Annotated in this window: 24 protein-coding genes; 11 read left to right on the top strand and 13 right to left on the bottom strand. The window is 53.2% G+C overall.

What is annotated here, in order from left to right; genetic code table 11:
* Positions 1 to 333: 333 nt before the first annotated feature.
* The 7 genes from fabI (at position 334) to osmB (ending at position 8491) form a co-directional block, all read left to right on the top strand.
* Positions 334 to 1122, top strand: a complete 789-nt coding sequence (fabI, locus tag CKO_RS05895) for an enoyl-ACP reductase FabI (protein ID WP_024130306.1) — start codon at positions 334 to 336, stop codon at positions 1120 to 1122.
* Between the two features lie 243 nt (positions 1123 to 1365).
* Entirely contained in the window at positions 1366 to 2523 is a 1158-nt protein-coding gene (locus CKO_RS05890; RefSeq protein WP_012132252.1) for a carboxymuconolactone decarboxylase family protein, read from the top strand.
* A gap of 88 nt (positions 2524 to 2611) precedes the next feature.
* Entirely contained in the window at positions 2612 to 4546 is a 1935-nt protein-coding gene (locus CKO_RS05885) for an exoribonuclease II (RefSeq protein ID WP_012132251.1), read from the top strand.
* A 248-nt stretch (positions 4547 to 4794) separates the two neighbouring features.
* Positions 4795 to 6786 (top strand): cyclic di-GMP phosphodiesterase, encoded by a 1992-nt coding sequence (pdeR, locus tag CKO_RS05880; protein ID WP_047463555.1) that lies wholly within the window; start codon positions 4795 to 4797, stop codon positions 6784 to 6786.
* 183 nt (positions 6787 to 6969) lie between these two features.
* A complete protein-coding gene (locus CKO_RS05875; RefSeq protein WP_024130304.1) occupies positions 6970 to 7152 on the top strand; it encodes a YciZ family protein in 183 nt (60 codons plus the stop codon).
* Positions 7153 to 7240: 88 nt separating this feature from the next.
* A complete protein-coding gene (gene yciT / locus CKO_RS05870) occupies positions 7241 to 7993 on the top strand; it encodes a DNA-binding transcriptional regulator YciT (RefSeq protein WP_024130303.1) in 753 nt (250 codons plus the stop codon).
* A 279-nt stretch (positions 7994 to 8272) separates the two neighbouring features.
* Positions 8273 to 8491: an osmotically-inducible lipoprotein OsmB gene (gene osmB, locus CKO_RS05865; RefSeq protein WP_012132246.1), complete on the top strand. Its 219-nt coding sequence runs from the start codon at positions 8273 to 8275 to the stop codon at positions 8489 to 8491.
* 112 nt (positions 8492 to 8603) lie between these two features.
* On the opposite strand, the gene yciH is transcribed toward osmB, so the two are convergent.
* From yciH to pgpB, 5 genes are all read right to left on the bottom strand, one after another.
* Entirely contained in the window at positions 8604 to 8930 is a 327-nt protein-coding gene (yciH, locus tag CKO_RS05860) for a stress response translation initiation inhibitor YciH (RefSeq protein WP_012132245.1), read from the bottom strand.
* Entirely contained in the window at positions 8930 to 9667 is a 738-nt protein-coding gene (gene pyrF, locus CKO_RS05855) for an orotidine-5'-phosphate decarboxylase (protein ID WP_047463553.1), read from the bottom strand. The genes yciH and pyrF overlap by 1 nt, the downstream gene beginning before the upstream one ends.
* A 189-nt stretch (positions 9668 to 9856) precedes the next feature.
* Positions 9857 to 11026, bottom strand: coding sequence for a lipopolysaccharide assembly protein LapB (gene lapB, locus CKO_RS05850; protein ID WP_012132243.1), 1170 nt, complete (start codon positions 11024 to 11026; stop codon positions 9857 to 9859).
* A 6-nt stretch (positions 11027 to 11032) separates the two neighbouring features.
* Positions 11033 to 11341, bottom strand: a complete 309-nt coding sequence (locus CKO_RS05845; protein ID WP_012132242.1) for a LapA family protein — start codon at positions 11339 to 11341, stop codon at positions 11033 to 11035.
* Positions 11342 to 11491: 150 nt separating this feature from the next.
* A complete protein-coding gene (gene pgpB / locus CKO_RS05840; protein WP_012132240.1) occupies positions 11492 to 12256 on the bottom strand; it encodes a phosphatidylglycerophosphatase B in 765 nt (254 codons plus the stop codon).
* Positions 12257 to 12443: 187 nt separating this feature from the next.
* Here pgpB and ribA point away from each other — a divergent pair, with 187 nt between their 5' ends.
* Positions 12444 to 13034: a GTP cyclohydrolase II gene (ribA, locus tag CKO_RS05835; RefSeq protein ID WP_012132238.1), complete on the top strand. Its 591-nt coding sequence runs from the start codon at positions 12444 to 12446 to the stop codon at positions 13032 to 13034.
* Positions 13035 to 13088: 54 nt separating this feature from the next.
* Here ribA and acnA read toward each other — a convergent pair whose 3' ends face one another.
* The 6 genes from acnA to topA form a co-directional block, all read right to left on the bottom strand.
* A complete protein-coding gene (gene acnA / locus CKO_RS05830) occupies positions 13089 to 15764 on the bottom strand; it encodes an aconitate hydratase AcnA (RefSeq protein WP_012132237.1) in 2676 nt (891 codons plus the stop codon).
* Positions 15765 to 15949: 185 nt separating this feature from the next.
* Positions 15950 to 16045 (bottom strand): small membrane protein YmiC, encoded by a 96-nt coding sequence (gene ymiC, locus CKO_RS23585; protein ID WP_223849120.1) that lies wholly within the window; start codon positions 16043 to 16045, stop codon positions 15950 to 15952.
* A gap of 130 nt (positions 16046 to 16175) precedes the next feature.
* Complete coding sequence (locus tag CKO_RS23445; RefSeq protein ID WP_096753854.1) at positions 16176 to 16346, bottom strand: hypothetical protein; 171 nt, start codon at positions 16344 to 16346, stop codon at positions 16176 to 16178.
* Positions 16347 to 16349: 3 nt separating this feature from the next.
* Positions 16350 to 16490, bottom strand: coding sequence for a YmiA family putative membrane protein (locus tag CKO_RS05825; RefSeq protein WP_213164932.1), 141 nt, complete (start codon positions 16488 to 16490; stop codon positions 16350 to 16352).
* Between the two features lie 324 nt (positions 16491 to 16814).
* The gene (gene cysB, locus CKO_RS05820; RefSeq protein ID WP_012132231.1) at positions 16815 to 17789 is read right to left on the bottom strand and encodes an HTH-type transcriptional regulator CysB; all 975 of its coding nucleotides are present in this window, start codon (positions 17787 to 17789) and stop codon (positions 16815 to 16817) included.
* 211 nt (positions 17790 to 18000) lie between these two features.
* Positions 18001 to 20598, bottom strand: coding sequence for a type I DNA topoisomerase (topA, locus tag CKO_RS05815; RefSeq protein WP_012132230.1), 2598 nt, complete (start codon positions 20596 to 20598; stop codon positions 18001 to 18003).
* Between the two features lie 400 nt (positions 20599 to 20998).
* Here topA and CKO_RS05810 point away from each other — a divergent pair, with 400 nt between their 5' ends.
* Positions 20999 to 21250, top strand: coding sequence for a YciN family protein (locus CKO_RS05810; RefSeq protein ID WP_003020616.1), 252 nt, complete (start codon positions 20999 to 21001; stop codon positions 21248 to 21250).
* Between the two features lie 155 nt (positions 21251 to 21405).
* Here CKO_RS05810 and sohB read toward each other — a convergent pair whose 3' ends face one another.
* The gene (gene sohB, locus CKO_RS05805; RefSeq protein ID WP_024130302.1) at positions 21406 to 22452 is read right to left on the bottom strand and encodes a protease SohB; all 1047 of its coding nucleotides are present in this window, start codon (positions 22450 to 22452) and stop codon (positions 21406 to 21408) included.
* Between the two features lie 237 nt (positions 22453 to 22689).
* On the opposite strand from sohB, the gene CKO_RS05800 reads away from it, so the two are divergent.
* Together CKO_RS05800 and cobO are read left to right on the top strand one after the other, a co-directional pair.
* Complete coding sequence (locus tag CKO_RS05800) at positions 22690 to 23451, top strand: YciK family oxidoreductase (protein ID WP_012132225.1); 762 nt, start codon at positions 22690 to 22692, stop codon at positions 23449 to 23451.
* Positions 23448 to 24038 (top strand): cob(I)yrinic acid a,c-diamide adenosyltransferase, encoded by a 591-nt coding sequence (gene cobO, locus CKO_RS05795; RefSeq protein WP_012132224.1) that lies wholly within the window; start codon positions 23448 to 23450, stop codon positions 24036 to 24038. Before CKO_RS05800 ends, cobO begins: the two co-directional genes overlap by 4 nt.
* A gap of 91 nt (positions 24039 to 24129) precedes the next feature.
* On the opposite strand, the gene rluB is transcribed toward cobO, so the two are convergent.
* Entirely contained in the window at positions 24130 to 25005 is an 876-nt protein-coding gene (gene rluB / locus CKO_RS05790) for a 23S rRNA pseudouridine(2605) synthase RluB (RefSeq protein ID WP_012132223.1), read from the bottom strand.
* Positions 25006 to 25010: the final 5 nt, after the last annotated feature.

Below are 25010 nucleotides of genomic sequence, written 5' to 3'. Positions count from 1 at the left end.
ATACATAAGTAGAATTAGTCATGCAACCATTATGATTCGTCCAAATGTATTTATCCCTTATATTCGCAGCGCGTCGCCCGCTCGTGCTGGTTGGATGAGGCGAACCTGATAGCGGGTGATATACTGGACGGATGCAGGAAAATATCGAAAGTGAACAGGCTCGTCCTGCGCCGCCCCGGAGCTAAGTCACGGGAAATGACGGAAAAATATCGTGACACAAAGGGCTGTGAGTGGGATATAATTTCGAGCTAATTTCGAATAACTTTGAAATGTTGCTTTTAATTTATTGATATTAAAAGCAAAAAATAAGTAATGACTATAAGGATTAAAGCTATGGGTTTTCTTTCCGGTAAGCGCATTCTGGTAACGGGTGTTGCCAGCAAATTGTCCATCGCCTACGGTATCGCTCAGGCGATGCGCCGCGAAGGAGCTGAACTGGCGTTCACCTACCAGAACGACAAACTGAAAGGCCGCGTGGAAGAGTTTGCCGCTCAACTGGATTCCAGCATCGTGTTGCAGTGTGATGTGGCTGAAGATGCCAGCATCGACGCTATGTTTGCCGAGCTGGGTAAAGTCTGGCCGAAATTCGACGGTTTCGTTCACTCTATCGGCTTCGCGCCTGGCGATCAGCTGGATGGCGACTATGTGAATGCCGTTACCCGTGAAGGCTTTAAAATCGCGCACGACATCAGCTCTTACAGCTTTGTGGCGATGGCAAAAGCTTGCCGTACCATGCTGAATCCGGGTTCCGCCCTGCTGACCCTGTCTTATCTGGGTGCTGAGCGCGCAATCCCGAACTACAACGTCATGGGTCTGGCAAAAGCGTCTCTGGAAGCAAACGTGCGTTACATGGCTAACGCGATGGGCCCGGAAGGCGTTCGTGTTAACGCAATCTCCGCAGGTCCGATCCGTACTCTGGCCGCGTCCGGCATCAAAGATTTCCGTAAAATGCTGTCGCATTGCGAAGCGGTTACGCCGATTCGCCGCACCGTTACCATTGAAGATGTGGGCAACTCTGCCGCCTTCCTGTGCTCCGATCTGTCTGCCGGTATCTCCGGTGAAGTCGTTCACGTCGACGGCGGTTTCAGCATCGCAGCCATGAACGAACTGGAACTGAAATAATCGTTTCACTTCCCGCAATGGGCGGCGCAGCGTCGCCCATTATTCCCTTCTCTGATGACGCCTTTCACCCCCTTCCATTCTTCGCGCGCTGTCGCATCGCGGTATATATCATTCTGATATTTATTATCACCTAACAATCTTTTATCCCCTCTCTTGCTTACGCCAGGATAATGCAGCGAAAACGATCCGGCGTGATTCGACGACGACGTGTCCGGGTCGCCACTTTTAGACCAAGGAACGCCCATGGAACAACGCCGAATTGAAGGCAAAAGCCACTGGTATCATGAAACTCAGTCCAGCACTTATCCGCAAGAGGTTCTCCCGCTGGTGCCGGAAGCCGCGAACGTCGAAGACAGTTTTCTGCTGGATTTAGCGATCGCCGAAGACGTGCTTTTACCCTTTCAGTCCTGGTTGCACCCTGCCCGTCAACTTGCTCAACGCCTCTTTCCCGAGCGCGTCACACAGAATCGTCTCCACACGTTCAGCGCCTATGAACGGATGAGTACCGCATTGACCGTTGCCCAGGTCTATGGCGTACAGCGGCTCTGTAACCATTACGCCGCGCGACTGACCCCGCTTCCCGGCCCGGACTCTTCCCGGGAGAGTAACCACCGACTGGCGCAAATCACGCAATACGCGCGTCAACTGGCCAGTTCCCCTGCGGTCATTAATGCCCGCGACCGCCAGCATCTTGACGATGTGGGTCTGACGACCTGCGACATCATTCTGATAAACCAGATTATTGGTTTTGTGGGTTTTCAGGCGCGCGTCGTGGCGATATTTCAGGCTTATCATGGACACCCCGTTCGCTGGGTGCCGGGTCTGGATATACAGCAATTCGCCGATGCGCAGCTTTTCCAGGAAAAGGACGCGCAATGGCACCCGGCTCAGGAAGGCGTGGAAATACGTTACGCCAGCGCCGAACAGCTGGAGTGCCTGTCTCACCATCAGCCGGTTGCAGAACTGCTGACGCTCGCGCCAGTCCTGGTTCACGAACCCGCCCTGCTTTCTTTGTTTGGCACACTGCTCACCAGCGCCCTGCGTACGGATGCGCCACCGGCGTCGCTCTCGCTCGCCACGCTGCTCACGTCGCGCATCAATGGCAGCGTCGCCTGTTTTAATGAACAGTCGCGCCACGCGAGCGAATGGGCAGAGACCATTTCGGTGTTCCGCCGGGGTGAACGGGAGATACAGCACTGGGAAAGCCAACATCCGGTTGAGCGTCCTGTCACGCAAGCGATACAATGGCTGACCAGGGCGCCCGATCGTTTTAGCGCTGCGCAATTCACGCCGTTACTCGAACAGGGGGCGTCACTGGAACAGGCCGTCAACTTGCTGGGCTGGTGCGGATTGTGCGGTTGGTTGAACCGTTTAAAAATCGCGTTGGGCGAAACACATTAACCGCGCCTTTACTGAAAGAGCGCTTGCTGCGCCAGGCAGAATCGCGTAAAACTGTCAGCCGCTCTTTTGGCCACGAAAATAGACAATTATGTTTCAGGACAACCCGCTGCTAGCGCAGCTTAAACAGCAACTACATTCCCAGACGCCGCGTGCTGAAGGGGTGGTAAAAGCCACGGAAAAAGGCTTTGGCTTCCTGGAAGTCGATGCACAAAAAAGTTATTTCATCCCGCCGCCGCAGATGAAAAAAGTCATGCACGGCGACCGCATTGTCGCGGTGATCCATACGGAAAAAGAACGCGAGTCCGCCGAGCCAGAAGAACTGATCGAGCCGTTCCTGACCCGCTTCGTGGGCAAAATCCAGGGTAAAAACGATCGTCTGTCCATCGTACCGGATCATCCGTTGCTGAAAGACGCTATCCCATGCCGTGCCGCCCGTGGCGTGGAACACGAATTTAAAGAGGGTGACTGGGCCGTTGCTGAAATGCGCCGTCATCCGCTGAAAGGCGACCGCTCTTTCTACGCCGAGTTAACCCAGTTTATCACCTTCGCCGACGACCACTTCGTACCGTGGTGGGTCACGCTGGCTCGCCATAATCTCGAAAAAGAAGCGCCGAACGGCGCGGCGACAGAAATGCTTGATGAAGGTCTGGTACGCCAGGATCTGACCGAGCTGGATTTTGTCACTATCGACAGCGCCAGCACCGAAGACATGGATGACGCCCTTTATGCGCAAGAGTTGGGCGAAGGTAAGCTGCAACTGACGGTTGCGATTGCTGACCCGACCGCGTGGATTGCGGAAGGCAGCAAGCTGGATAACATCGCAAAAATCCGGGCGTTTACCAACTATCTGCCGGGCTTCAACATCCCGATGTTGCCGCGCGAACTGTCTGACGACCTCTGTTCCCTGCGCGCGCAGGAAGTTCGTCCGGCACTGGCCTGCCGCATGACCATTGCCGCCGACGGCACTATTGAAGATGACATCACCTTCTTTGCGGCCACGATCAAGTCGAAAGCCAAACTGGCCTACGACAATGTCTCCGACTGGCTGGAAAATACCGGCAGCTGGCAGCCTGAAAGTGACGCTATCGCCCAACAGATCCGCCTGCTCCAGCGCATTTGCCTGAGCCGTGGCGAATGGCGTCACAACCATGCGCTGGTGTTCAAAGATCGCCCGGACTATCGCTTTATTCTTGGAGAGAAAGGCGAAGTGCTGGATATCGTCGCGGAACCTCGCCGCATTGCGAACCGCATTGTGGAAGAGTCCATGATCGCGGCGAACATTTGCGCCGCCCGCGTGCTGCGCGACAAACTGGGCTTTGGTATTTACAACGTTCATATGGGCTTTGACCCGGCCAACGCCGACGCGCTGGCAGCGTTGTTGAAAACGCATGGCCTGCACGTTGACACAGGAGACGTATTAACACTGGAAGGCTTCTGCAAACTGCGCCGCGAGCTGGATGCCCAACCGTCCGGTTTCCTGGACAGCCGTATTCGTCGCTTCCAGTCATTCGCAGAGATCAGCACCGAACCGGGCCCTCACTTCGGACTGGGTCTGGAAGCGTATGCGACCTGGACCTCTCCGATTCGTAAATACGGCGACATGATTAACCACCGCCTGCTGAAAGCCGTCATCAAAGGCGAAACCATCGCGCGTCCGCAGGAAGAGACAACGCAGCAGATGGCTGAACGCCGCCGCCTGAACCGTATGGCGGAACGTGACGTCGGAGACTGGTTATATGCGCGTTTCCTGAATGATAAAGCTGGTACAGAAACACGCTTTGCGGCGGAAATCGTTGATATCAGCCGCGGCGGGATGCGCGTTCGCCTGGTCGATAATGGCGCAATGGCCTTTATCCCGGCGCCGTTCCTGCATGCCGTACGTGACGAGCTGGTTTGCAGCCAGGAAAGCGGCACCGTGCAGATCAAAGGTGAAACGGTATACAAAGTGACGAATGTGATCGATGTAACGATCGCGGAAGTTCGCATGGAAACCCGTAGCATTATCGCCCGGCCTGTCGCCTGACGTTTTTGATGTAGCGGCCTTTCTTTAACCGGAAAGGCCGTTTTTTTTCTGCCCGCTCCACCCACCTCACGCTACACTTCACTCATCCGTTCAGAATTATTTTTATCCGCTCGCTATGCTTTTTTCTGAATCTGGATTACATATAAATACATAAGTAAAACAATATGTTCAGCCATAATTACCTCGTACGAATCATGGCTAACCTTTCTCCTGAGGCTGTATGCGCTTTAAACGGGATGGTAAGCATCATGAAAGACGTTCTGGAGCCTGTTTCATTGTTTAGCGATTTGGGAACCCATAGCCCTTACTGGCGTTTATCGGATGACTGCGACACCCTGCGTTTATCCGCGACTGAGGCTGCCGACGCTGACCAGACCGTTGCATTATCTTCCGAGCAGGCTGACCGCATCCGGGAGATGACCGTCATCACGTCAAGCCTGTTACTCACCCTTCCCGGTGAACATAATGCCGTTCCCGTGCAACTTGTCGGGCGAAAAATCAACAAGCGCGAATGGGCAGGAAACGTATCGGTCTGGCATGATGCGCCCTCAGATACGCAGGAGGCCGTTCTGGGACTCTCCTTTGCCGAGCAGGTGGTATCAGAGGCCAACTCAGCGATCGTAATCCTTGACAGCCGCGGGAATATCCAGCGTTTTAACCGTCTTTGCGAAGAATACACCGGGTTAAAAGAGCATGACGTCATTGGGCAAAGCGTCTTCAAATTATTTATGAGCCGGCGCGAAGCCGCGGCCTCCAGGCGCAACATCAGCGGTTTTTTCCGCAACGGCAACTCTTATGAGATCGAACGCTGGGTAAAGACCCGCAAAGGCCAGCGCCTGTTTCTGTTTCGGAATAAATTTGTCCATAGCGGCAGCGGTAAGAACGAAATCTTTTTAATCTGTTCAGGCACCGACATTACCGAGGAGCGGCGTACGCAGGAGCGTTTACGCGTACTGGCGAATACGGACACAATCACCGGGCTGCCTAACCGGAATGCCATTCATGAGCTGATTAACGATGCCATTGAAAACGCGGGCGACAATCAGGTTGGTATCGTCTATCTGGACCTGGACAACTTCAAAAGGGTGAACGACGCCTACGGGCATATGTTTGGAGACCAGCTGTTACAGGCCGTCTCGCTGGCGATCCTGAGTTGCCTTGAGGAGAATCAACTGCTGGCCCGCCTCGGCGGCGATGAGTTTATCGTTCTCGCCACGCAGACTTCGCAAGGGTCGCTGGAGGCCATGGCATCGCGAATTCTCACACGCTTACGTCAACCCTTTCGCATTGGCCTTATCGAGGTGTATACCGGCTGTTCTATCGGTATCGCCCTTGCGCCACAGCACGGGCATGACAGTGAAAGCGTGATTCGTAATGCGGATACCGCAATGTACACCGCGAAAGAAGGCGGACGTGGACAGTTTTGCGTGTTCTCTCCCGAGATGAACCAGCGCGTCTTTGAGTATCTTTGGCTGGACACCAATCTGCGCAAAGCGCTGGAAAACGATCAGCTCCTGATCCACTACCAGCCGAAGATGACCTGGCGCGGCGAAGTCCGCAGCCTCGAAGCGCTGGTGCGCTGGCAATCACCGGAACGCGGGTTAATTCCCCCGCTGGAGTTTATCTCCTACGCCGAAGAGTCTGGGCTGATTGTCCCGCTGGGGCGATGGGTGATGATGGATGTTGTACGGCAGGTCGCCAAATGGCGCAGCAAAGGCATCAACCTGCGCGTCGCGGTGAATGTATCCGCCCGCCAGCTCGCGGATCAAACTATTTTTACCGACCTGAAGCAGGTGCTTCATGAACTGAACTTCGAATATTGCCCGATTGATGTCGAACTGACAGAAAGCTGTTTGATTGAAAACGAAGAGCTGGCGCTGACCGTCATCCAGCAATTCAGCCAGCTTGGCGCGCAGATACATCTGGACGATTTTGGCACCGGCTACTCGTCGCTTTCTCAGCTTGCCCGCTTCCCCATTGATGCGGTCAAGCTGGATCAGACGTTTGTCAGAGACATTCATAAGCGGTCGGTTTCGCAATCGTTAGTACGCGCGATCGTCGCCGTAGCGCAGGCGTTAAATCTACAGGTGATTGCGGAAGGCGTCGAAAGCGCAAAAGAAGATGCGTTTTTAACCAAGAATGGCGTCAACGAGCGCCAGGGGTTCCTGTTTGCCAAACCCATGCCCGCCGCCGCTTTTGAACGCTGGTACAAACGTTATCTGAATAAAAAGATGCGCTGAGGTGGGCAAAAAACAGGCGTTCGGGACAGGGTAAGAGACCTCTGGTAACAAACTTATCTGCATGTAATAACAGAATATATAATATTACCCAATGGTTTTGGCGAATCCTGTTTTTCCCCTTCTCTTTTGGCATTATTTTTTGCATCATGAAATTCATACATTTTTGACGTAAGGATGATAACCATGTCTGATATCGACGCCCAACGTGTTGCCGAACGCATTGATACCGTGCTGGATATCCTTGTTGCTGGCGATTACCACTCTGCCATCCACAACCTTGAAATTCTTAAAGCGGAGTTGTTAAGTCAGGTGAAAGAAGATACCGACGCCTCCTCGACGAAACCCCGGGCTCCGTGGGAGATCTAAGTGACGCGAGCTTTTCGTGGCACCTGACTCAGGAAACGCAGCATCCCTTATACTCCCCGGTACTGATACCGTTATAAAAATTAAAATTATGAATTCCCGACAACAATCAATTTTGCAAATGGTCATTGATAAAGGCCAGATGAGCGTGGCTGAGCTGGCAAAAATCACCGGCGTCTCTGAAGTCACGATCCGACAGGATCTTAACACCCTGGAAAAACAGAGCTATCTGCGCCGTGCGCATGGTTTTGCCGTCTCGCTGGACAGCGATGACGTCGAAACGCGCATGATGACCAATTACACGCTCAAACGCGAACTGGCTGAATTTGCCGCGTCACTGGTCAGCCCCGGCGAATCGGTGTTTATTGAAAACGGCAGCAGCAATGCCCTGCTGGCCAGAACGTTAGCGGAACAAAAGGATGTCACCATTATTACGGTGAGTAGCTATATCGCTCACTTGCTCAAAGAGACGCCGTGCGAAGTGATCCTCCTTGGCGGAATCTACCAGAAAAAAAGTGAAAGTATGGTCGGGCCATTGACCCGCCAGTTTATCCAGCAGGTTCACTTCAGTAAGGCCTTCATCGGTATCGATGGCTGGCAGCCGGATACCGGTTTTACCGGACGGGACATGATGCGATCGGATGTGGTTAACGCCGTACTGGAAAAAGGCTCTGAAGCCATTGTTCTGACGGACAGCTCTAAATTCGGCGCAGTACATCCTTATACGCTGGGGCCGTTAACACGTTTTAGCCGCGTTATCACCGATTCCAGAATAAGTGCGGACCATCAAATGCAACTGGAACGCACCGGGCTGACGGTGAACATCATCGAACCTCGTGCCTGAGCGCATTGCAGATGATTTGCCAGATGGCAAATCATCTCTCCCCTCTGAGATTTTTCCGACAATCTAATTAAGACTATTTACCTGTTATTAACAGGGTAAAGTCGTAAAATTTATATTAGCGATATAACAGGAAGTGACTATCACCTGCGTGATTTTAAGCTGTTACCCCTGCGCAACAAGGTTTTGCGGACAGTCTCTTTAATGGCTTTAATGAACATCATTTTAGCTATAATTAAAGAGAACTTACTTCCGTGAATCAATTATTCAGGAGAAAGTATTATGTTTATGACGAGCAAAAAAATGACCGCCGCTGTTCTGGCAATTACCCTGGCGATGTCTCTGAGCGCTTGCTCTAATTGGTCTAAACGTGACCGTAACACTGCGATCGGTGCAGGGGCTGGGGCGTTGGGCGGTGCTATTTTAACTGACGGTAGCACGCTGGGTACGCTAGGCGGGGCTGCGGTAGGTGGTGTTATCGGCCATCAGGTAGGTAAATAATCTACGGTCGACCGGCTCGAAATAATAATACGGTAATTCTTTACAGGTCTTTACTCTAAATATACACAGTGAAATTTAAAGCCACGATAAATAACTATCGTGGCTTTTTTCATTAGCCGCCAGCCAGTTTAACTTTCATTCCTTTGGCTTCCAGTAATGATTTAATCAGATCGCGCTTATCGCCCTGAATTTCAATTATTCCCTCTTTAACCGCCCCACCGCAGCCGCATTTTTTCTTCAGCTCTGCGGCCAGTTTGGTCAGTTCAGCATCATCCATATCAATGCCGGTAACAAGGCACACACCCTTACCTTTCCGCCCGCTGGTCTGGCGCTGAATACGGACGATACCATCACCCTTTGGGCGTTCAACCGCCGCTTTCGGTTCGTCAATCCGGCCCGTTTCCGTGGAATAGACCAGACGGCTGTCAGAATTGTTCATCAGGCTCCCCGTTTCAGTGATGCATTAATGGCCTTCAGGGTTTGCGCAGGGTCAGCAGACTGCGTAACCGGTCGTCCTATAACCATATAGTCCACGCCCGCCGCCAGCGCCTGTTCCGGCGTCATGATACGGCGCTGATCGCCAGCGTCAGATCCCTGAGGGCGGATACCCGGCGTTACCAGCTTAAACTCTGTGCCAAATTCCTGCTTAAAGCGCACCGCTTCCTGCGCCGAGCAGACCACGCCATCCAGCCCGCAATTTTGCGTCAGGCGTGCCAGACGTTCCGCATGATCAGCCGGTGACAACGTCACGCCAAGATCCGCCAGATCGCTGGCTTCCATGCTGGTCAGTACCGTCACAGCAATCAGCAATGGCGCATCCTTACCCAGCGGCAGTAAGGCTTCGCGCGCTGCGGTCATCATTCGCGCCCCACCCGACGCATGGACGTTAACCATCCATACGCCCAGATCTGCCGCCGCCGCAACGGCATGCGCCGTGGTATTTGGAATATCATGAAATTTCAGGTCAAGAAAGATATCGAAGCCGCGCTGCTGCAAATCACGAACCAACTGCGGGCCGAACAGCGTGAACATCTCTTTGCCGACTTTCAGGCGGCAATCACGCGGATCGATTCTGTCGACGAAAGCCAGCGCGTTATCACGATTATTGTAATCCAGAGCAACAACGACAGGAGAATCGGTAACAGCGCGGGAAGAAGATGAAGCAGTAAACGTCATGACCAGACCTTCTTGATGATGGGCACCGGGTGCGGCGCGAAATGGGTAAACGGCGTGCATTCTACCTGTGCAAGGGCAAAATGAACAGGCGCGATTATACCCCTGCGAGGCGATATTGCCCGGATGCCAGTGTGAGGGACAGGTAAAAACTAACAGGATGTTGTAACTAAAACACAGGTTTTTTTTAAACTACTGCCCGTCAAGGCCGCGAATAGGTTTAATCGTCGACCACGCCCGGCAGGAAGGACAATGCCAGTACATGGTATAGGCGGTAAACCCGCACTTCTGGCAGCGATAACGCGGCTTGCTGCGTACCTGCTCACCGACCATATCACGCAGCACCATCAGGCTCTCTTTCGCGCGCCCTTCTTCTGCCTCATTGAGGTGATAATCCATCAGCTTATGAAACACCCGCATGGTCGGATGGCGCTGTAACTGGCGAGTGATATAGACCTGCGCAGTGTCGTGCCCTTCCCGCGCTTCCAGAATATCGGCAAGCATCAACTCAGCGGCGGCGCCGGTGTTTTCTTCCACGGCCCGACGTAAGAACTCCGCCCATTCATCATTTTTACCAAGCTGCTGATAGCACGTCTGCAACATCTCCAGCGTTTCACTGACCAGTTCTTTATCCTGGGAGATAACCCGCTGTAAGCTCTCCACCGCTTTGGCGTATTCCCCCTTTGCCATAAACACACGGCCCATCATGATAGAAACACGGGCGCTGTTTTTGTCTGCGGCGGCACCTTTTTTCAGCAACGTCATGGCGCGATCCATATCATCGCAGCCCATCTGTTGCAGCGCCAGTTCACAATAGAAATGTGCGATCTCAATGCGCTGCTTATCTTTGCCGAGCTTCACCAGCCGCTCAGCCACATCAATCGCTTTCTGCCAGTCGCTGGTCGCCTGATAAATTTGCAACAGCTGTTGCAACGCCCCTACGCGGAAATCCGTTTCATCCGTGAGCTGGTTGAACATATCTTCCGCCCGGTCATACAACCCGGCCGCCATGTAATCACGCCCCAGTTGCTGCACAGCCAGCAGACGCTGCTCATAAGTCAGCGACGCGCTTTCCATTAAGGTCTGGTGGATGCGGATGGCGCGGTCTACTTCACCGCGAGAGCGAAACAGGTTTCCAAGAGTGAGATGAGCCTCAACGGTGCCGGTATCCTCTTTCAGCATATCGAGGAACAGATCCACCGCTTTATCCTGTTGGTTACTCAGGAGGAAGTTAACCCCCGCCACATAGTCGCGAGAAAGACGGTTAGCTTCGTCCTGTTTTGTTTGTTGCGCACTTCTGCGACCCATATACCAGCCATAGGCTGCCGCTACAGGTAAAAGCAGAAACAACAACTCCAGCATAAATGATTATTCCTTCACAACCGACGAATCGGCAGATACCGCAACGTCGGTCGCAGGCGGAAGCTGGTTTTCCAGTCGTTTGATTTTACGTTCGGCACGCACCAGGGAGACGCGAACACGCAGCCAGAACAGGCCGCAAATTAGCCAACCAATAGCAAAGCCTGCGGCAAATAAAACGGCAAGCAACGTAGAAATACGGTACTCCCCTTGAGCCAGCAGGTAATTAAACGTTACCTGTTGATCGTTCTGCGCACCCAATGTCACCGAAATAACAAAAATCGCCAACACCAGTAAGAAAATGAGTAAATATTTCACATTACTTCCCGTTATGTGGTTTGAGCGAATAAATCGTGTTCAACTTACCGCATTCAGCCCTTTAAATTACCATTTTCGCGACGCGCGCGAAACGGAAAAGCGTTCTGTCCACTCATGATTTAAGGGCAAATTACGGAAAATCAACCACCGTCAACGTTCTTGCTCCCGCTGCGCTATCTCGCGAGCCTCTTCAACGGGTGGAGTAAGCGGCCCGCAAATGCGCTGAGCAAGCCAGGTCGCCAGCGTCACCAGAAGCCAGGATATCAACGTCGCGACAACTAAATCACGCGGCCAATGCATACCCAACAACAGGCGACTACCCATAACACTTGTCGCCCAGACTAACAAAATCGCAATCGTAAGGGTACGCCTGCGCGGCCATAATAGTCCTACCGCCAACAACGCCCAACTTGCGGCAAACAAGGTATGCCCGGAAGGAAACGCGAATCCGGTTTCTTTTTGCCAGTGTTGACGCAGAAAAGCCGGAATATCCTGCTGCCCTGACAGCTGTTCTTTGACTAAGTGCCCGCGTTCTTTACGTTTTAAAGTGTAGAACTCATCAACGGGAATATGGTGCGTTTTTTCCAGCCAAATAACAAAGGGTCGGGGTTCCTGCACCCGCTCCTTCACCAGCGATTTTACCCCCTGCCCCAGCAGGATCGCACCGGCCAGAATAGCAAAAAGCATCATTGCGGCTTTCAGGCGAAATCTCAGGCACCAAAGAAACCAGGCGCACAGAAGCACATGCGTAATAATTCCCCACGGCTGCGTCACCGTTTCTGTCACCCAGTATAAGGATTTTAACCACCAGACCGAGTGTCCGGGTTGCCAGTTCCAGCCTGAAATCCATACGCTAACCGGCATCACAAGCAACAGAGCAGCGCCTACGGTTGTGCGCTTCGCAATCGAAAGCATGACCTCTCCTTTCGTCGATAAGTGCCACAATCATAACTGAAAACCTGGCGTGCCGGAAAATTGACAAATTTGTGCCATTCCAAAAGCGATCGCACGGCAGCGATTAGGTGAAGTCCGCCGCCTTATGGCAAAATAGAAACATACAGAAGCCAATTGGCGATGACACCAGCATTATCTGGAGAAATACATGCAGCTTAAACGAGTGGCAGAAGCCAAACTGCCAACCCCATGGGGCGATTTCCTGATGGTGGGATTTGAAGAACTGGCAACCGGACACGACCACGTCGCGCTGGTTTATGGCGATATCTCTGGTCAAACCCCTGTCCTGGCTCGCGTCCATTCAGAATGTCTGACCGGCGACGCATTGTTTAGTCTGCGCTGCGATTGTGGTTTTCAGTTAGAGGCGGCGCTGACGCATATCGCGGAAGAAGGTCGCGGTATTCTGCTCTACCACCGTCAGGAAGGACGTAATATTGGCCTGCTCAATAAGATTCGCGCCTACGCGTTGCAGGATCAGGGTTACGATACCGTGGAAGCCAACCATCAGCTGGGGTTTGCCGCCGATGAGCGTGATTTCACCCTGTGCGCCGATATGTTTAAACTGCTGGGCGTCGATGAAGTCCGTCTGCTGACCAATAACCCGAAGAAAGTCGAAATTCTGACGGAAGCAGGTATCAATATTGTTGAGCGCGTACCGCTGATTGTTGGCCGTAACCCAAATAACGAACACTATCTGGATACCAAAGCCGCTAAGATGGGGCATTTATTGGGTAAATAAATTTTTGCTATTAAAGGCCTGATGAGCACCGCGCTATCAGGCCTTTTTTATGTCTTAATGCAACATATTACGAATCACATAATGCAGAATGCCGTCATTCTGGTAGTAGGTTAATTCAGTTGCGGTATCGATACGGCACCGGCACGAAATCACCTCTGTGCTGCCATCCACTTTGGTTAACGTCACCGGAATGGCGGCGCCAGGCTTCAGGTTTTGCAAACTGGCAATATCAATTGTCTCCTCACCGGTTAACCCGAGCGTTTTACGCGTAACGCCCTGCGGGAACTCCAGCGGTAGAATCCCCATACCAATCAGGTTTGAACGGTGAATACGTTCAAACGACTCGGCAATCACGACGCGAATACCCAGCAAACGCGGGCCTTTGGCCGCCCAGTCACGGCTGGAACCGGAACCGTACTCTTTACCCGCAATCACCGCCAGCGGCGTTTTCTCCTGCTGATACAGCATCGCTGCATCATAGATGGAGATCACCTCCGTCCCCGGCAAATGTCGGGTCATTCCCCCTTCAACGCCGGGAACCATTTCGTTGCGGATACGAATATTCGCGAACGTACCGCGCATCATCACTTCGTGGTTTCCACGGCGCGAACCGTAGGAGTTGAAGTCCCGACGCTCAACGCCATGATTCTGCAAATAGCGCCCTGCCGGGCTGTCCGCCTTTATGCTGCCCGCCGGGGAGATATGGTCAGTGGTGACGGAATCCCCCAGCATGGCCAGAATACGGGCGCCATGAATATCCTCCACCGGATCGGGTTGAACCTGCATTTCGTCAAAGAACGGCGACAAGCGGATATAGGTGGAGTCATCCTGCCAGCCATAGGTGTCTGAGCGATCAACATTGATCGCTTTCCATTCCGGCGTCCCTTCAAAAACCTCGGCATACTCTTTGTGGAACATTTCTGACGACACCAGCTCAACGGCGCGGGCGATCTCCCGCGCGGAAGGCCAGATATCCTTCAGATAAACCGGGTCGCCTTTACGATCGTGGCCCAGCGGCTCTTTCGCCAGGTTAATATTCATATTGCCCGCCAGCGCATAGGCGACAACCAGCGGCGGCGACGCCAGCCAGTTGGTTTTCACCAGCGGATGGATTCGGCCTTCAAAGTTACGGTTGCCGGAAAGTACCGCGCCCACCGTCAAGTCGCCCTTTTTGATTGCCGTTTCGATAGGCTCCGGCAGTGGGCCGGAGTTACCAATACAGGTGGTGCACCCATACCCCACCAGATTAAAGCCAAGCTCATCAAGATAAGGCGTGAGTTTCGCCTGCGCCAGGTAATCCGAGACCACTTTCGATCCCGGCGCCAGCGAGGCTTTCACCCACGGCTGCCGTTTCAGTCCCAACGTTACCGCTTTTTTCGCCAGCAAACCGGCGGCCATCAGCACGCTGGGGTTTGAAGTATTGGTACAGGAGGTGATAGCCGCAATCACGACAGCGCCGTCCGGGAGCTGGTATTGATGGCCGTTCATAACATAATCGATTGGCTGCCGGTCTTTTTGCGCGGTGTTCAGTTCCAGCTCCGTGCTTGCGGCGAAGGCTTTCGGCACATCCGCCAGCGCAACCCGATCCTGCGGGCGCTTCGGCCCGGCAAGGCTCGCCTCGACATCCCCCATATCCAGTTCCAGCGAACTGGTGAAAACAGGTTCATCGCCAGGGTTTCGCCACACCCCCTGCGCTTTGGCATAGGTTTCGACCAGCTCAACCTGCTCCTCGCTACGGCCGCTTAAACGCATATATTCGAGGGTGATGCCGTCAATCGGGAAGAAGCCGCAGGTCGCGCCATATTCCGGCGACATGTTTGCTATCGTCGCGCGATCGGCCAGTGGCAAGGAGTCCAGACCGTCGCCGTAGAATTCAACGAATTTACCAACGACGCCGTGTTTACGCAGCATCTGGGTCACGGTCAGCACCAGGTCGGTCGCGGTGATACCTTCACGCAGCTTACCGGTCAACTTGAAGCCAACAACATCGGGAATGAGCATTGAAACCGGCTGGCCCAGCATCGCGGCTTCCGCTTCAATCCCCCCGACGCCCCATCCCAGCACGCCAAGGCCGTTGATCATCGTGGTGTGGGAGTCGGTACCGACCAGCGTGTCCGGGTATGCGACCCACTCTCCCGCCTGCAATTCGCTCCAGACGGCCTTACCAAGGTATTCCAGGTTCACCTGGTGGCAGATCCCGGTTCCTGGCGGCACCACGCTGAAGCGACTAAAAGCCTGTTGCCCCCATTTCAGGAACACATAGCGCTCGTGGTTGCGTTCCATTTCCAGACGCACGTTCTCTTCGAAAGCGTCATCATCGCCAAAGCGATCGACCGTTACCGAGTGGTCAATAACAAGGTCTACCGGGGATAGCGGATTCACTTTCGCAGTATCCCCGCCGAGGCGTTTGACCGCTTCGCGCATGGCGGCCAGATCCACCACCGCCGGGACACCGGTAAAATCCTGCATTAATACACGGGCGGGTCGATAGGCAATTTCGCGGTCGGCATGGGCTTTTTTCAGCCACCCGGCTAACGCCTGAATATCTTCTTCGGTAACAGAGTCACCGTCCTGCCAGCGCAGCAGGTTTTCAAGCAGAACTTTTAGCGACTTGGGCAAGCGGGTAATATCGCCCAGTTTTTTGGCAGCCAGGGGCAGACTGTAGTAATGATAGGTTTTGTCTTTGGCCTGCAACGTGTCCTTACTGGCTTCTCGTAGGGTTGACGACATAGCTCCTCCTTAATAACAGGGTTGGATACCCTGACTCTCCTCAGGGTTAGTATTAAAGATAACACAAACAGAATGTAACGTTTTGATAACAACCCGAATTGATAAAAGAGGAGAAACCTTACGGACGGGAATCGGCATGCGCAGGCCCGATGACGTTGCGCCATCGGGCATTTACCGGCATACGATCAGAAAGAGACAATCCAGATAAGTTGAGCCCAGAACAAGAGCGATACTGAGAACGCCCCAATCCATGACCAATATTTAAGATTCACAGTTTGCATAGGCTACACCGACATTTGTTTAATACTTTATGCTGAGATGTACTCAGCGCTTATTGCTGTGGTGTATAAGGAAATACAGTACGGGATGTTAATGACCTGTACTGGAAATGATGATTAAAAAAATCGCCAATTATTGTTTCTGTTGCTCATCTTCAGCGAATGAATCAATAAATGCCTGTTGCTGTTGTGTGAGTTTCCAGGATTCTGGAATATTCGTCACACATTCGCTCCGCGCTTCCTTCACGCTATCACGAGGCTGACGTGCTGGCGTTGAGGGTTGCTGATGTTCCTGCGAAACCATGACTTACCCCCACACTTGCCAGATAACCAGCGCAATCACAACCCAGAACAGCGCAGAGCCGAGGAATACCGCCAGCCATGCTTTGCGTTTAAGCTCGGGGTCCCTGCGGGGTTCCTGGTTTCCAGAAGGCATTGCTAACCTCATACAATCGGCATCACTTATCATTTCAGCACCAAACAATCGGTACAATTAATCATCAGATGAGACAAATCCTAAAGAAACTTTAGTCAAAAATCCAGTGAATTTACGAATCGTTTCCCATGAATAAATCAATCTTTTGACCGGAAATAAATATTTGAAAGGCGGAATTTGCGAGGCGGGTAATTCGAAACTACTTTACTGGCGCTTTTCCATGAATACCATGCAGGTAATATGATCGCAGAAAAAGCGAAAACCATAATCCATAAATTTAGTGGTTATTCAGGTATCTCCTCATGTCTGGAGATACCTGAAAACTCACGCGCGTGATTACTTTTCCGGTAATTTAATATCGTTAAACATGGCTTCAATTTCTTCGTTAGAACGCAAGGCCACGGCGGTATCCACAACATCGCGCGTCAGATGCGGCGCAAAGCGTTGAATAAAGTCGTACATATAGCTTCGTAAAAACGTGCTGCGGCGAAAACCAATTTTCGTGGTGCTATGGCTGAAAATATCATGCGCATCGACACGCACCAGGTCCGGGTCGGAAATTGGATCGACGGCCATGCTGGCAATCACCCCTACCCCCAGGCCAAGCCGGACGTATGTTTTTATCACGTCCGCATCGGTTGCCGTAAAGACAATACGCGGCGTCAGCCCGGCGCGATTAAACGCGGTATCCAGCTCCGAGCGCCCGGTAAAGCCAAAGGTGTAGGTCACCAGCGGATACTGTGCCAGTTCCTCAATCGTCACCGATGATTTAGCGGCCAGCGGGTGCTCTGGCGTGACGACGATAGAGCGATTCCAGTGGTAGCATGGCAGCATCACCAGATCGTCATACAGGTGCAGCGCTTCAGTGGCGATAGCGAAGTCGGCATTCCCTTTCGAAACCGCTTCCGCGATTTGCGTGGGCGACCCCTGATGCATATGCAATGAAACGCGAGGATAGCGCTCAATAAAGCCCTTGATCACATTTGGCAGCGCATAGCGCGCCTGAGTGTGCGTGGTGGCAATATACAGAGAACCTTTATCCGGCCAGGTGTGTTCGCCCGCCACGGACTTGATGGCATCGACTTTGGACAACACTTCGCGCGCAATGCGAATAATTTCCTGCCCGGCTGGCGTCACTTGCGTCAGGTGTTTACCGCTACGCGCAAAAATCTGGATGCCAAGCTCATCTTCCAGCATACGAACTTGCTTACTGATGCCCGGCTGGGAGGTGTAAAGCCCTTCGGCGGTGGAAGAGACATTAAGGTTGTGATTAACCACCTCAACAATGTAGCGAAGCTGCTGTAATTTCATGTTAAACCATCCAGATTAGCGCCGTCATGTCATCGTTTGATAAGCAGCACGTCACGCGCTGCTAATACGATTTAATAATAAAAAAGCCGTTAACTATAACCACTATATCATTTATATCAGAGCTGTATAGATGCGAAGAAAAAATAATAAGCCCGGAATAAAAAAGGGCCGCTTGCGCGACCCTCTTAAGTGAAATTCAGCCAGGTGACTGTTATTTCTTACCTTCTACCCACTTGCCATCAACGAAGAATGCGGACCATCCCGTCGCTTTCCCGTCTTTTTCAGCGGCAACATACTGCTGTTTCGTCTTACGGCTAAAACGCACCAGCGTCTTATTGCCTTCCGGGTCCTGCTGCGGCGCATCGGCCAGATAACGCAGTTTTTCCGGCAGACGGTCGCGGAAGCGGTACAACTCTTCCACTAACGGCGCACGCGTTTCACGCGATTTCGGGAAGGTATTCGCCGCGAGGAAGATCCCTGCGGCGCCGTCACGCAGCACGAAATACGCGTCCGATTTCTCGCACGGCAGTTCCGGCAACGGCACCGGATCTTCTTTCGGCGGCGCGACTTCACCGTTACGCAGAATCTTACGGGTATTTTTACATTCGTCGTTAGTACAGGCCATGTACTTACCAAAACGCCCCATTTTCAGGTGCATTTCAGAGCCACATTTTTCGCACTCAACGATCGGGCCGTCATAACCTTTAATGCGGAACTCGCCCTCTTCGATTTCGTAACCGTCGCAGGTCGGGTTATTACCGCAGACATGCAGCTTGCGTTTCGGATCGATCAGGTAGCTGTCCATTGCGGTGCCGCACTTCTGGCAACGACGTTTTGCACGCAAGGCGTTGGTTTCCGCATCATCGCCTTCCAGTACGTTCAGCACTTCATTTTCCGGCACCAGGTTGATGGTGGTTTTGCAGCGCTCTTTCGGCGGTAGCGCATAGCCGGAACATCCCAGGAACACGCCGGTGCTGGCGGTGCGAATCCCCATTTTGCGCCCGCATGTCGGGCAGTCAATGCTGGTCAGCACCATCTGGTTAGGACGCATGCCGCCCTCTTCAGGATCTTTCTCCGCTTTATCAAGCTGCTGAGTAAAATCGCTGAAGAAGTTATCAAGCACGTTTTTCCACTCGGCTTCGTGGCTGGCCACCTTGTCGAGGCTGTCTTCCATCTGGGCGGTGAAATCGTAGTTCATCAGCTCGCGGAAGTTTTCTTCCAGTCGATCGGTGACAATCTCACCCATTTTTTCAGCATAGAAGCGACGGTTTTCCACGCGGACATAACCGCGATCCTGAATGGTCGAGATGATCGACGCATAGGTGGATGGACGACCAATACCGCGTTTTTCCAGCTCTTTAACCAGCGATGCTTCACTGAAGCGCGCCGGTGGTTTGGTGAAGTGCTGCGCCGGAGTCAGTTCAACCAGCGTCAACACATCGCCTTTATTCACCGCAGGCAACGTCCGGTCCTCATCGCCTTTACGCAGCGCAGGCATGACTTTCGTCCAGCCGTCGAAACGCAGAATGCGGCCACGCGCTTTCAGGCGGAAATCACCCGCACCGACCGTCAGCGTGGTGGAATCGTACTGGGCTGGCGTCATCTGACAGGCGACAAACTGACGCCAGATCAGCTGATACAGTTTCTGCGCGTCCGCTTCCATATCCTTCAGCGCTTCGGCCATCACCGCGACATCAGAAGGACGGATCGCTTCGTGCGCTTCCTGTGAATTTTCTTTGCTGGCGTACTGGTTCGGGTTCTCCGGCAGGTATTTCTTGCCGAAGCTATCGCTGATATAACCGCGAACCATGTTTACCGCATCCTGGCTCAGGTTGGTGGAGTCAGTACGCATGTAGGTGATGTAGCCTGCTTCGTACAAGCGCTGCGCCATCATCATGGTTTTTTTCACGCCAAAGCCCAGACGCGTGCTCGCCGCCTGTTGCAGCGTCGACGTGATAAACGGCGCGCCAGGCTTGCTGCTGGTCGGTTTATCTTCACGCTCCAGTACGCTGTAACGCGCTTTTTCCAGCAGGCTGACCGCCGCCAGCGTTTGCTCGCGGTTAACCGGACGGAACGGTTTATCATTCTGGTGCGTAACGTCGAGCGGCAAGGCATCGCCAGAAGGCGTTGTCGTGCTGGCGCTCACTTCCCAGAACTCTTCCGGTACGAACGCTTTGATGTCACGTTCGCGCTCAACAACCAGACGCACGGCAACGGACTGTACGCGGCCTGCCGACAGGCCTCGCGCAATTTTTTTCCACAGCAATGGCGACACCATATAGCCCACAACGCGGTCCATAAAGCGGCGCGCCTGCTGCGCGTTAACACGGTCGATATTCAGTTCGCCTGGCTTATCAAACGCCTGGCGAATCGCGTTTTTGGTTATTTCGTTAAACACCACGCGGCTATAGCGCGTGTCATCACCCCCGATCACTTCCCGCAGGTGCCAGGCAATGGCTTCCCCTTCGCGGTCAAGGTCGGTTGCGAGATAGATGTGGTCGGCTTTTTCAGCCAATTGTTTCAGTTCAGAGACGACCTTCTCTTTACCGGGCAGCACTTCATACTGCGCATCCCAGTTATGCCAAGGGTCAACCCCCATTCGGTTGACGAGAGCGCCACGTTCATCCTTTTTGGGCTTTTTAGCCGTTTTGGTGGAGGTAGAGTCGGCGCTCTTTTTAGCTGCTGAGCCACTGGTCGGCAAATCACGGATATGACCGACGCTGGACTTAACCACGTAATCATTACCCAGATACTTGTTGATCGTTTTGGCTTTTGCCGGGGACTCAACGATGACAAGAGCTTTACCCATATTCACCTTTACCTAAATTGATTCTTCCTGGAATGCGTCGCACGTTGATTCACCTTCCACTGGCGACGAGACACCGATATGGTCTCTGTGTCGGCGGATATCAACCCCTTGTACTGACTCAGTGCGCGAAACGTGATCCTCAGGTGACTGAGTTAACAGGCTTTTTAGCACACAAGCGCTATAGCACGACGGAATTTTGGTCGAATGTCAAGCAAATCTGTTGCCAGATTGACGAAAGCGTCACACTGTACCTGATAAAATTCGTTACGCAACTTTATTAGCATGCAAAAACAAATCTCGCCAGTAACAGCACCTTTACAAGACCTTCGTGTTTATCAGGGAATATTTGCCCATAAGCAGCGCCCGGCGTAGACTAATGTCCTTGTTTAAGGAGTAAATAATGCATAAAGACACCCAACCTATCGATCGTGAAACACTGCTGATTGAAGCTAACAAAATCATTCGTGAGCATGAGGACACGCTGGCGGGGATTGTCGCCACCGGTGTGACGCAGCGAAACGGCGTGCTGGTCTTCAGCGGCGATTACTTTTTAGACGAGCAAGGTTTACCGACGCCAAAAAGCACCGCCGTGTTTAATATGTTTAAACATCTGGCACATGTGCTTTCTGAGAAGTATCACCTGATCGATTAACGCAGGAAAGGTTTTGCCGGATGGCGGCTACGCCTTATCCGGCCTACAAAACAGTCCGCAGGCCCGGTAAGCATTAGCGCCACCGGGCTCCTTATCCGGCCTACAAAACAGTCCGTAGGCCCGGTAAGCGTTAGCGCCACCGGGCAATGACAATTTTACATCAGCGGTTTTTGTCCGCGCTGCCACCAGCGTAGCAACAAACGATCGGCGCTTTCTGCGGCGCTACCCGTAAACCGATCCATCAATTTCTTGCGCTGCATAAAGCGAACGTTGAACACCTCATAACCGTCCATCAAGCGAAGAATGACGTCATCACTGGTGTTGATTTCGTCCACCAGACCTTTCTCCAGCGCCTGTTGGCCATACCAGTGCTCGCCTGTGGCCACCTGTTCGATATCCAGCACAGGACGCATCTGCTGCACAAAATGCTTAAACAGGTGATGGGTTTCATTCAGATCTTCACGGAATTTCTGGCGCCCTTCCTCCGTGTTCTCACCAAGCAGCGTCAGCGTGCGCTTATACTGGCCCGCCGTGTGCAGCTCAATATCGATATCCTTCCCTTTCAAAAAGCGATTAAAGTTAGGGATTTGCGCCACAACGCCAATAGAGCCGACAATCGCAAACGGCGCCGAAACAATTTTGTCGGCCACACAGGCCATCATGTAACCGCCGCTGGCGGCGACTTTGTCCACCGTTACCGTCAACGGGATCTGCTTATCGCGCAGACGCTGCAATTGCGAAGCCGCCAGGCCATAGCCATGCACAACGCCGCCGGGACTTTCCAGACGCACGACCACCTGATCCTGCGGTTTAAACGCCGCTAACACCGCCGTCACCTCCTCACGCAGCGCGCTGACTTCGTGGGCATCCATACTGCCTTTAAAATCCAGCACCCAGGCACGAGGTTTCCCCGTCGCGGCATTTTCCCCCTGCTTTGCTTTCGCTTTCGCCGCTTTTGCCTCCAGCTTCAGCTTCTTTTTCTGCGCTTTATGCCAGAGTTTTTGTTGATGACCGTCCATCAGCGCCGTCGCCAGATCGTCCTTCATCTCTTTATATTGCTCGCTGAGATTCGTTACCCGCAGCTCCCCACGCTGGCGTTTACGCTGGGCAGCATTCACGATCAGCATCACAATGACGGCGATTGCCACCACGACAGTGACGATTTTTGCCAAAAACAACCCATATTCAGACAACAATTCCACGAGTCCCACCTTGGTTACACAACGCTATTTTGGCTCAGTGTACAACAGGCGTGTTAACCCGTCTCGTTTGATCCTGCGTTGCGGTTACTGGGTGAAAAGTATGACAAAGTGTTCATTTTTCGGCGTTATCGCCGTTGACTGATTGAAATGACGCGGGCTTTCAGGCATAAAGCCGAAAAGTTAAAGAGAAGATAAGACAACTGGCAGGGTGACCCAACGCGTCGCCGAGGAGTAGCCGTGCATTACCAACCTAAACAAGATCTACTGCAAAATCGCATTATTCTGGTCACTGGCGCCAGTGATGGCATTGGCCGCGAAGCCGCGCTCACCTACGCGCGCTACGGCGCAAACGTTATTTTGCTGGGTCGAAATGAAGAAAAACTGCGTCAGGTCGCACAGACTGTCGCCGAAGATACAGGCGCATTGCCACAGTGGTTTACGCTGGATCTACTGACCTGCACCGCTGAAGAGTGCCACCAGTTAGGCCAGAGGATTGCGGCGCACTATCCACGACTGGATGGCGTTCTGCATAACGCCGGGTTACTGGGCGATATCTGCCTAATGAGCGAACAAAATCCGCACGTCTGGCAGGATGTTATGCAGGTTAACGTCAATGCGACATTCATGCTGACTCAGGCACTGCTTCCTTTATTACTTAAATCCGACGCCGGTTCGCTGGTCTTTACCTCATCAAGCGTCGGTCGTCAGGGACGCGCCAACTGGGGCGCTTACGCCACCTCTAAATTCGCCACCGAAGGCATGATGCAGGTACTGGCGGACGAATACCAGAACCACCCCTTACGTGTAAATTGCATCAACCCAGGCGGCACGCGCACGAGTATGCGCGCCAGCGCCTTCCCTACGGAAGATCCGCAGAAGTTAAAAACGCCCGCCGATATCATGCCCCTCTATTTGTGGCTGATGGGCGACGACAGCCGCCGTAAAACCGGTATGACTTTTGATGCCCAGCCGGGCCGTAGACCAGGAATCGCCCAATGACTGAAGAACGCTATCAACAACGCCAGCAGCGTGTGAAAGACCGGGTCGACGCCCGCGTTGCGGCGGCGCAGGACGAACGCGGCATCATCATCGTGTTTACCGGCAACGGTAAAGGCAAAACCACGGCGGCATTCGGCACCGCAACGCGCGCCGTCGGCCACGGTAAAAAAGTGGGCGTGGTGCAGTTCATTAAAGGCACATGGCCTAACGGCGAGCGCAATCTGCTGGAGCCCCACGGCGTGGAATTTCAGGTGATGGCGACCGGGTTCACCTGGGAAACGCAAAATCGCGAAACCGACACCGCAGCCTGTATGGCTGTCTGGGAACATGGCAAACGTATGCTGGCGGACCCAACGTTGGATATGGTCGTGCTGGATGAACTGACCTACATGGTGGCGTATGACTATCTGCCGCTTGAAGAGGTCATCAATGCCTTAAATGCCCGTCCGCAGAATCAGACGGTGATTATTACCGGTCGCGGTTGTCATCGCGATATTCTGGAACTGGCCGACACGGTCAGCGAGCTGCGTCCGGTCAAACATGCTTTTGAAGCGGGCGTGAAGGCCCAGATGGGAATTGATTATTAGGAAACGGTGCCGGATGACGGCGTAAACGCTTTATCCGGCCTACAGGCAAAACGTAGGCCCGGTAAGCGTAAGCGCCACCGGGCATTCAGCATCAACCGTTGTTGTTACGACCGCCTGAACGACGACCGCCGCCAACCTGGCTGTGACGCTTCACTGCACGGCGAATCTGGTTCGCCTTCATACGACGTCGGTCTTTCTCCACGGCCACTTTGGAGGTGGTTTCCGGCGCCAGCTGCACCAGTTCACGCAGATAGTTGGTCTGCGCCAGATCCAGTTCAGTCCAGCCACCGCGCGGCAGCCCTTTCGGCAATGGAATATCACCATAGCGCACGCGGATCAGTCGGCTAACCTGCACGCCAACCGCTTCCCACAGACGACGTACCTCACGGTTACGCCCTTCGGTCAGCGTGACGTTGTACCACTGGTTAATACCTTCACCACCGCTGAATTTGATGGTTTTAAACGCCGCCGGGCCATCTTCCAGTTGAACGCCACGACTCAGGTCACGCAGCTTGGCGTCATCAACCTGACCAAATACGCGCACGGCGTATTCACGCTCAACTTCACGACTCGGGTGCATCAGACGGTTCGCCAGTTCGCCATCCGTCGTGAACAACAGCAAACCGCAGGTATTCACATCCAGACGACCTACGGCAATCCAGCGAGCGCCGCGCAGTTTCGGTAAGCGATCAAAAACGGTAGGACGACCTTCCGGGTCGTTACGGGTACACAGCTCACCTTCTGGTTTGTAATAGGCCAGAACGCGACAAATTTGTTCCGCAGACTCTTTCACCGAGATCAGATGACCGTCGATACGGATTTTCAGACCCGGCGTGATTTCAACGCGATCGCCAAGCGTGGCGATTTTGCCGTCAACGCTTACGCGGCCTGCTTCAATAATGGATTCAATTTCACGGCGAGAACCGTGGCCAGCGCGAGCCAGCACTTTTTGTAACTTTTCGCTCATAGAGC

Source organism: Citrobacter koseri ATCC BAA-895 (assembly GCF_000018045.1).
Taxonomy (GTDB): Bacteria; Pseudomonadota; Gammaproteobacteria; order Enterobacterales; family Enterobacteriaceae; genus Citrobacter_B; species Citrobacter_B koseri.
Note: the sequence above shows the minus strand (reverse complement) of the source record. Positions and strands in the feature narration are given on the sequence as shown.

Coding starts and splice junctions, on each gene's coding strand:
- fabI (WP_024130306.1), top strand. CDS start 334: ATGGGTTTTCTTTCCGGTAAGCGCATTCTGGTAACGGGTGTTGCCAGC.
- CKO_RS05890 (WP_012132252.1), top strand. CDS start 1,366: ATGGAACAACGCCGAATTGAAGGCAAAAGCCACTGGTATCATGAAACT.
- CKO_RS05885 (WP_012132251.1), top strand. CDS start 2,612: ATGTTTCAGGACAACCCGCTGCTAGCGCAGCTTAAACAGCAACTACAT.
- pdeR (WP_047463555.1), top strand. CDS start 4,795: ATGAAAGACGTTCTGGAGCCTGTTTCATTGTTTAGCGATTTGGGAACC.
- CKO_RS05875 (WP_024130304.1), top strand. CDS start 6,970: ATGTCTGATATCGACGCCCAACGTGTTGCCGAACGCATTGATACCGTG.
- yciT (WP_024130303.1), top strand. CDS start 7,241: ATGAATTCCCGACAACAATCAATTTTGCAAATGGTCATTGATAAAGGC.
- osmB (WP_012132246.1), top strand. CDS start 8,273: ATGTTTATGACGAGCAAAAAAATGACCGCCGCTGTTCTGGCAATTACC.
- yciH (WP_012132245.1), bottom strand. CDS start 8,930: ATGAACAATTCTGACAGCCGTCTGGTCTATTCCACGGAAACGGGCCGG.
- pyrF (WP_047463553.1), bottom strand. CDS start 9,667: ATGACGTTTACTGCTTCATCTTCTTCCCGCGCTGTTACCGATTCTCCT.
- lapB (WP_012132243.1), bottom strand. CDS start 11,026: ATGCTGGAGTTGTTGTTTCTGCTTTTACCTGTAGCGGCAGCCTATGGC.
- pgpB (WP_012132240.1), bottom strand. CDS start 12,256: ATGCTTTCGATTGCGAAGCGCACAACCGTAGGCGCTGCTCTGTTGCTT.
- ribA (WP_012132238.1), top strand. CDS start 12,444: ATGCAGCTTAAACGAGTGGCAGAAGCCAAACTGCCAACCCCATGGGGC.
- acnA (WP_012132237.1), bottom strand. CDS start 15,764: ATGTCGTCAACCCTACGAGAAGCCAGTAAGGACACGTTGCAGGCCAAA.
- ymiC (WP_223849120.1), bottom strand. CDS start 16,045: ATGCAAACTGTGAATCTTAAATATTGGTCATGGATTGGGGCGTTCTCA.
- CKO_RS23445 (WP_096753854.1), bottom strand. CDS start 16,346: ATGGTTTCGCAGGAACATCAGCAACCCTCAACGCCAGCACGTCAGCCT.
- CKO_RS05825 (WP_213164932.1), bottom strand. CDS start 16,490: ATGAGGTTAGCAATGCCTTCTGGAAACCAGGAACCCCGCAGGGACCCC.
- cysB (WP_012132231.1), bottom strand. CDS start 17,789: ATGAAATTACAGCAGCTTCGCTACATTGTTGAGGTGGTTAATCACAAC.
- topA (WP_012132230.1), bottom strand. CDS start 20,598: ATGGGTAAAGCTCTTGTCATCGTTGAGTCCCCGGCAAAAGCCAAAACG.
- CKO_RS05810 (WP_003020616.1), top strand. CDS start 20,999: ATGCATAAAGACACCCAACCTATCGATCGTGAAACACTGCTGATTGAA.
- cobO (WP_012132224.1), top strand. CDS start 23,448: ATGACTGAAGAACGCTATCAACAACGCCAGCAGCGTGTGAAAGACCGG.
- rluB (WP_012132223.1), bottom strand. CDS start 25,005: ATGAGCGAAAAGTTACAAAAAGTGCTGGCTCGCGCTGGCCACGGTTCT.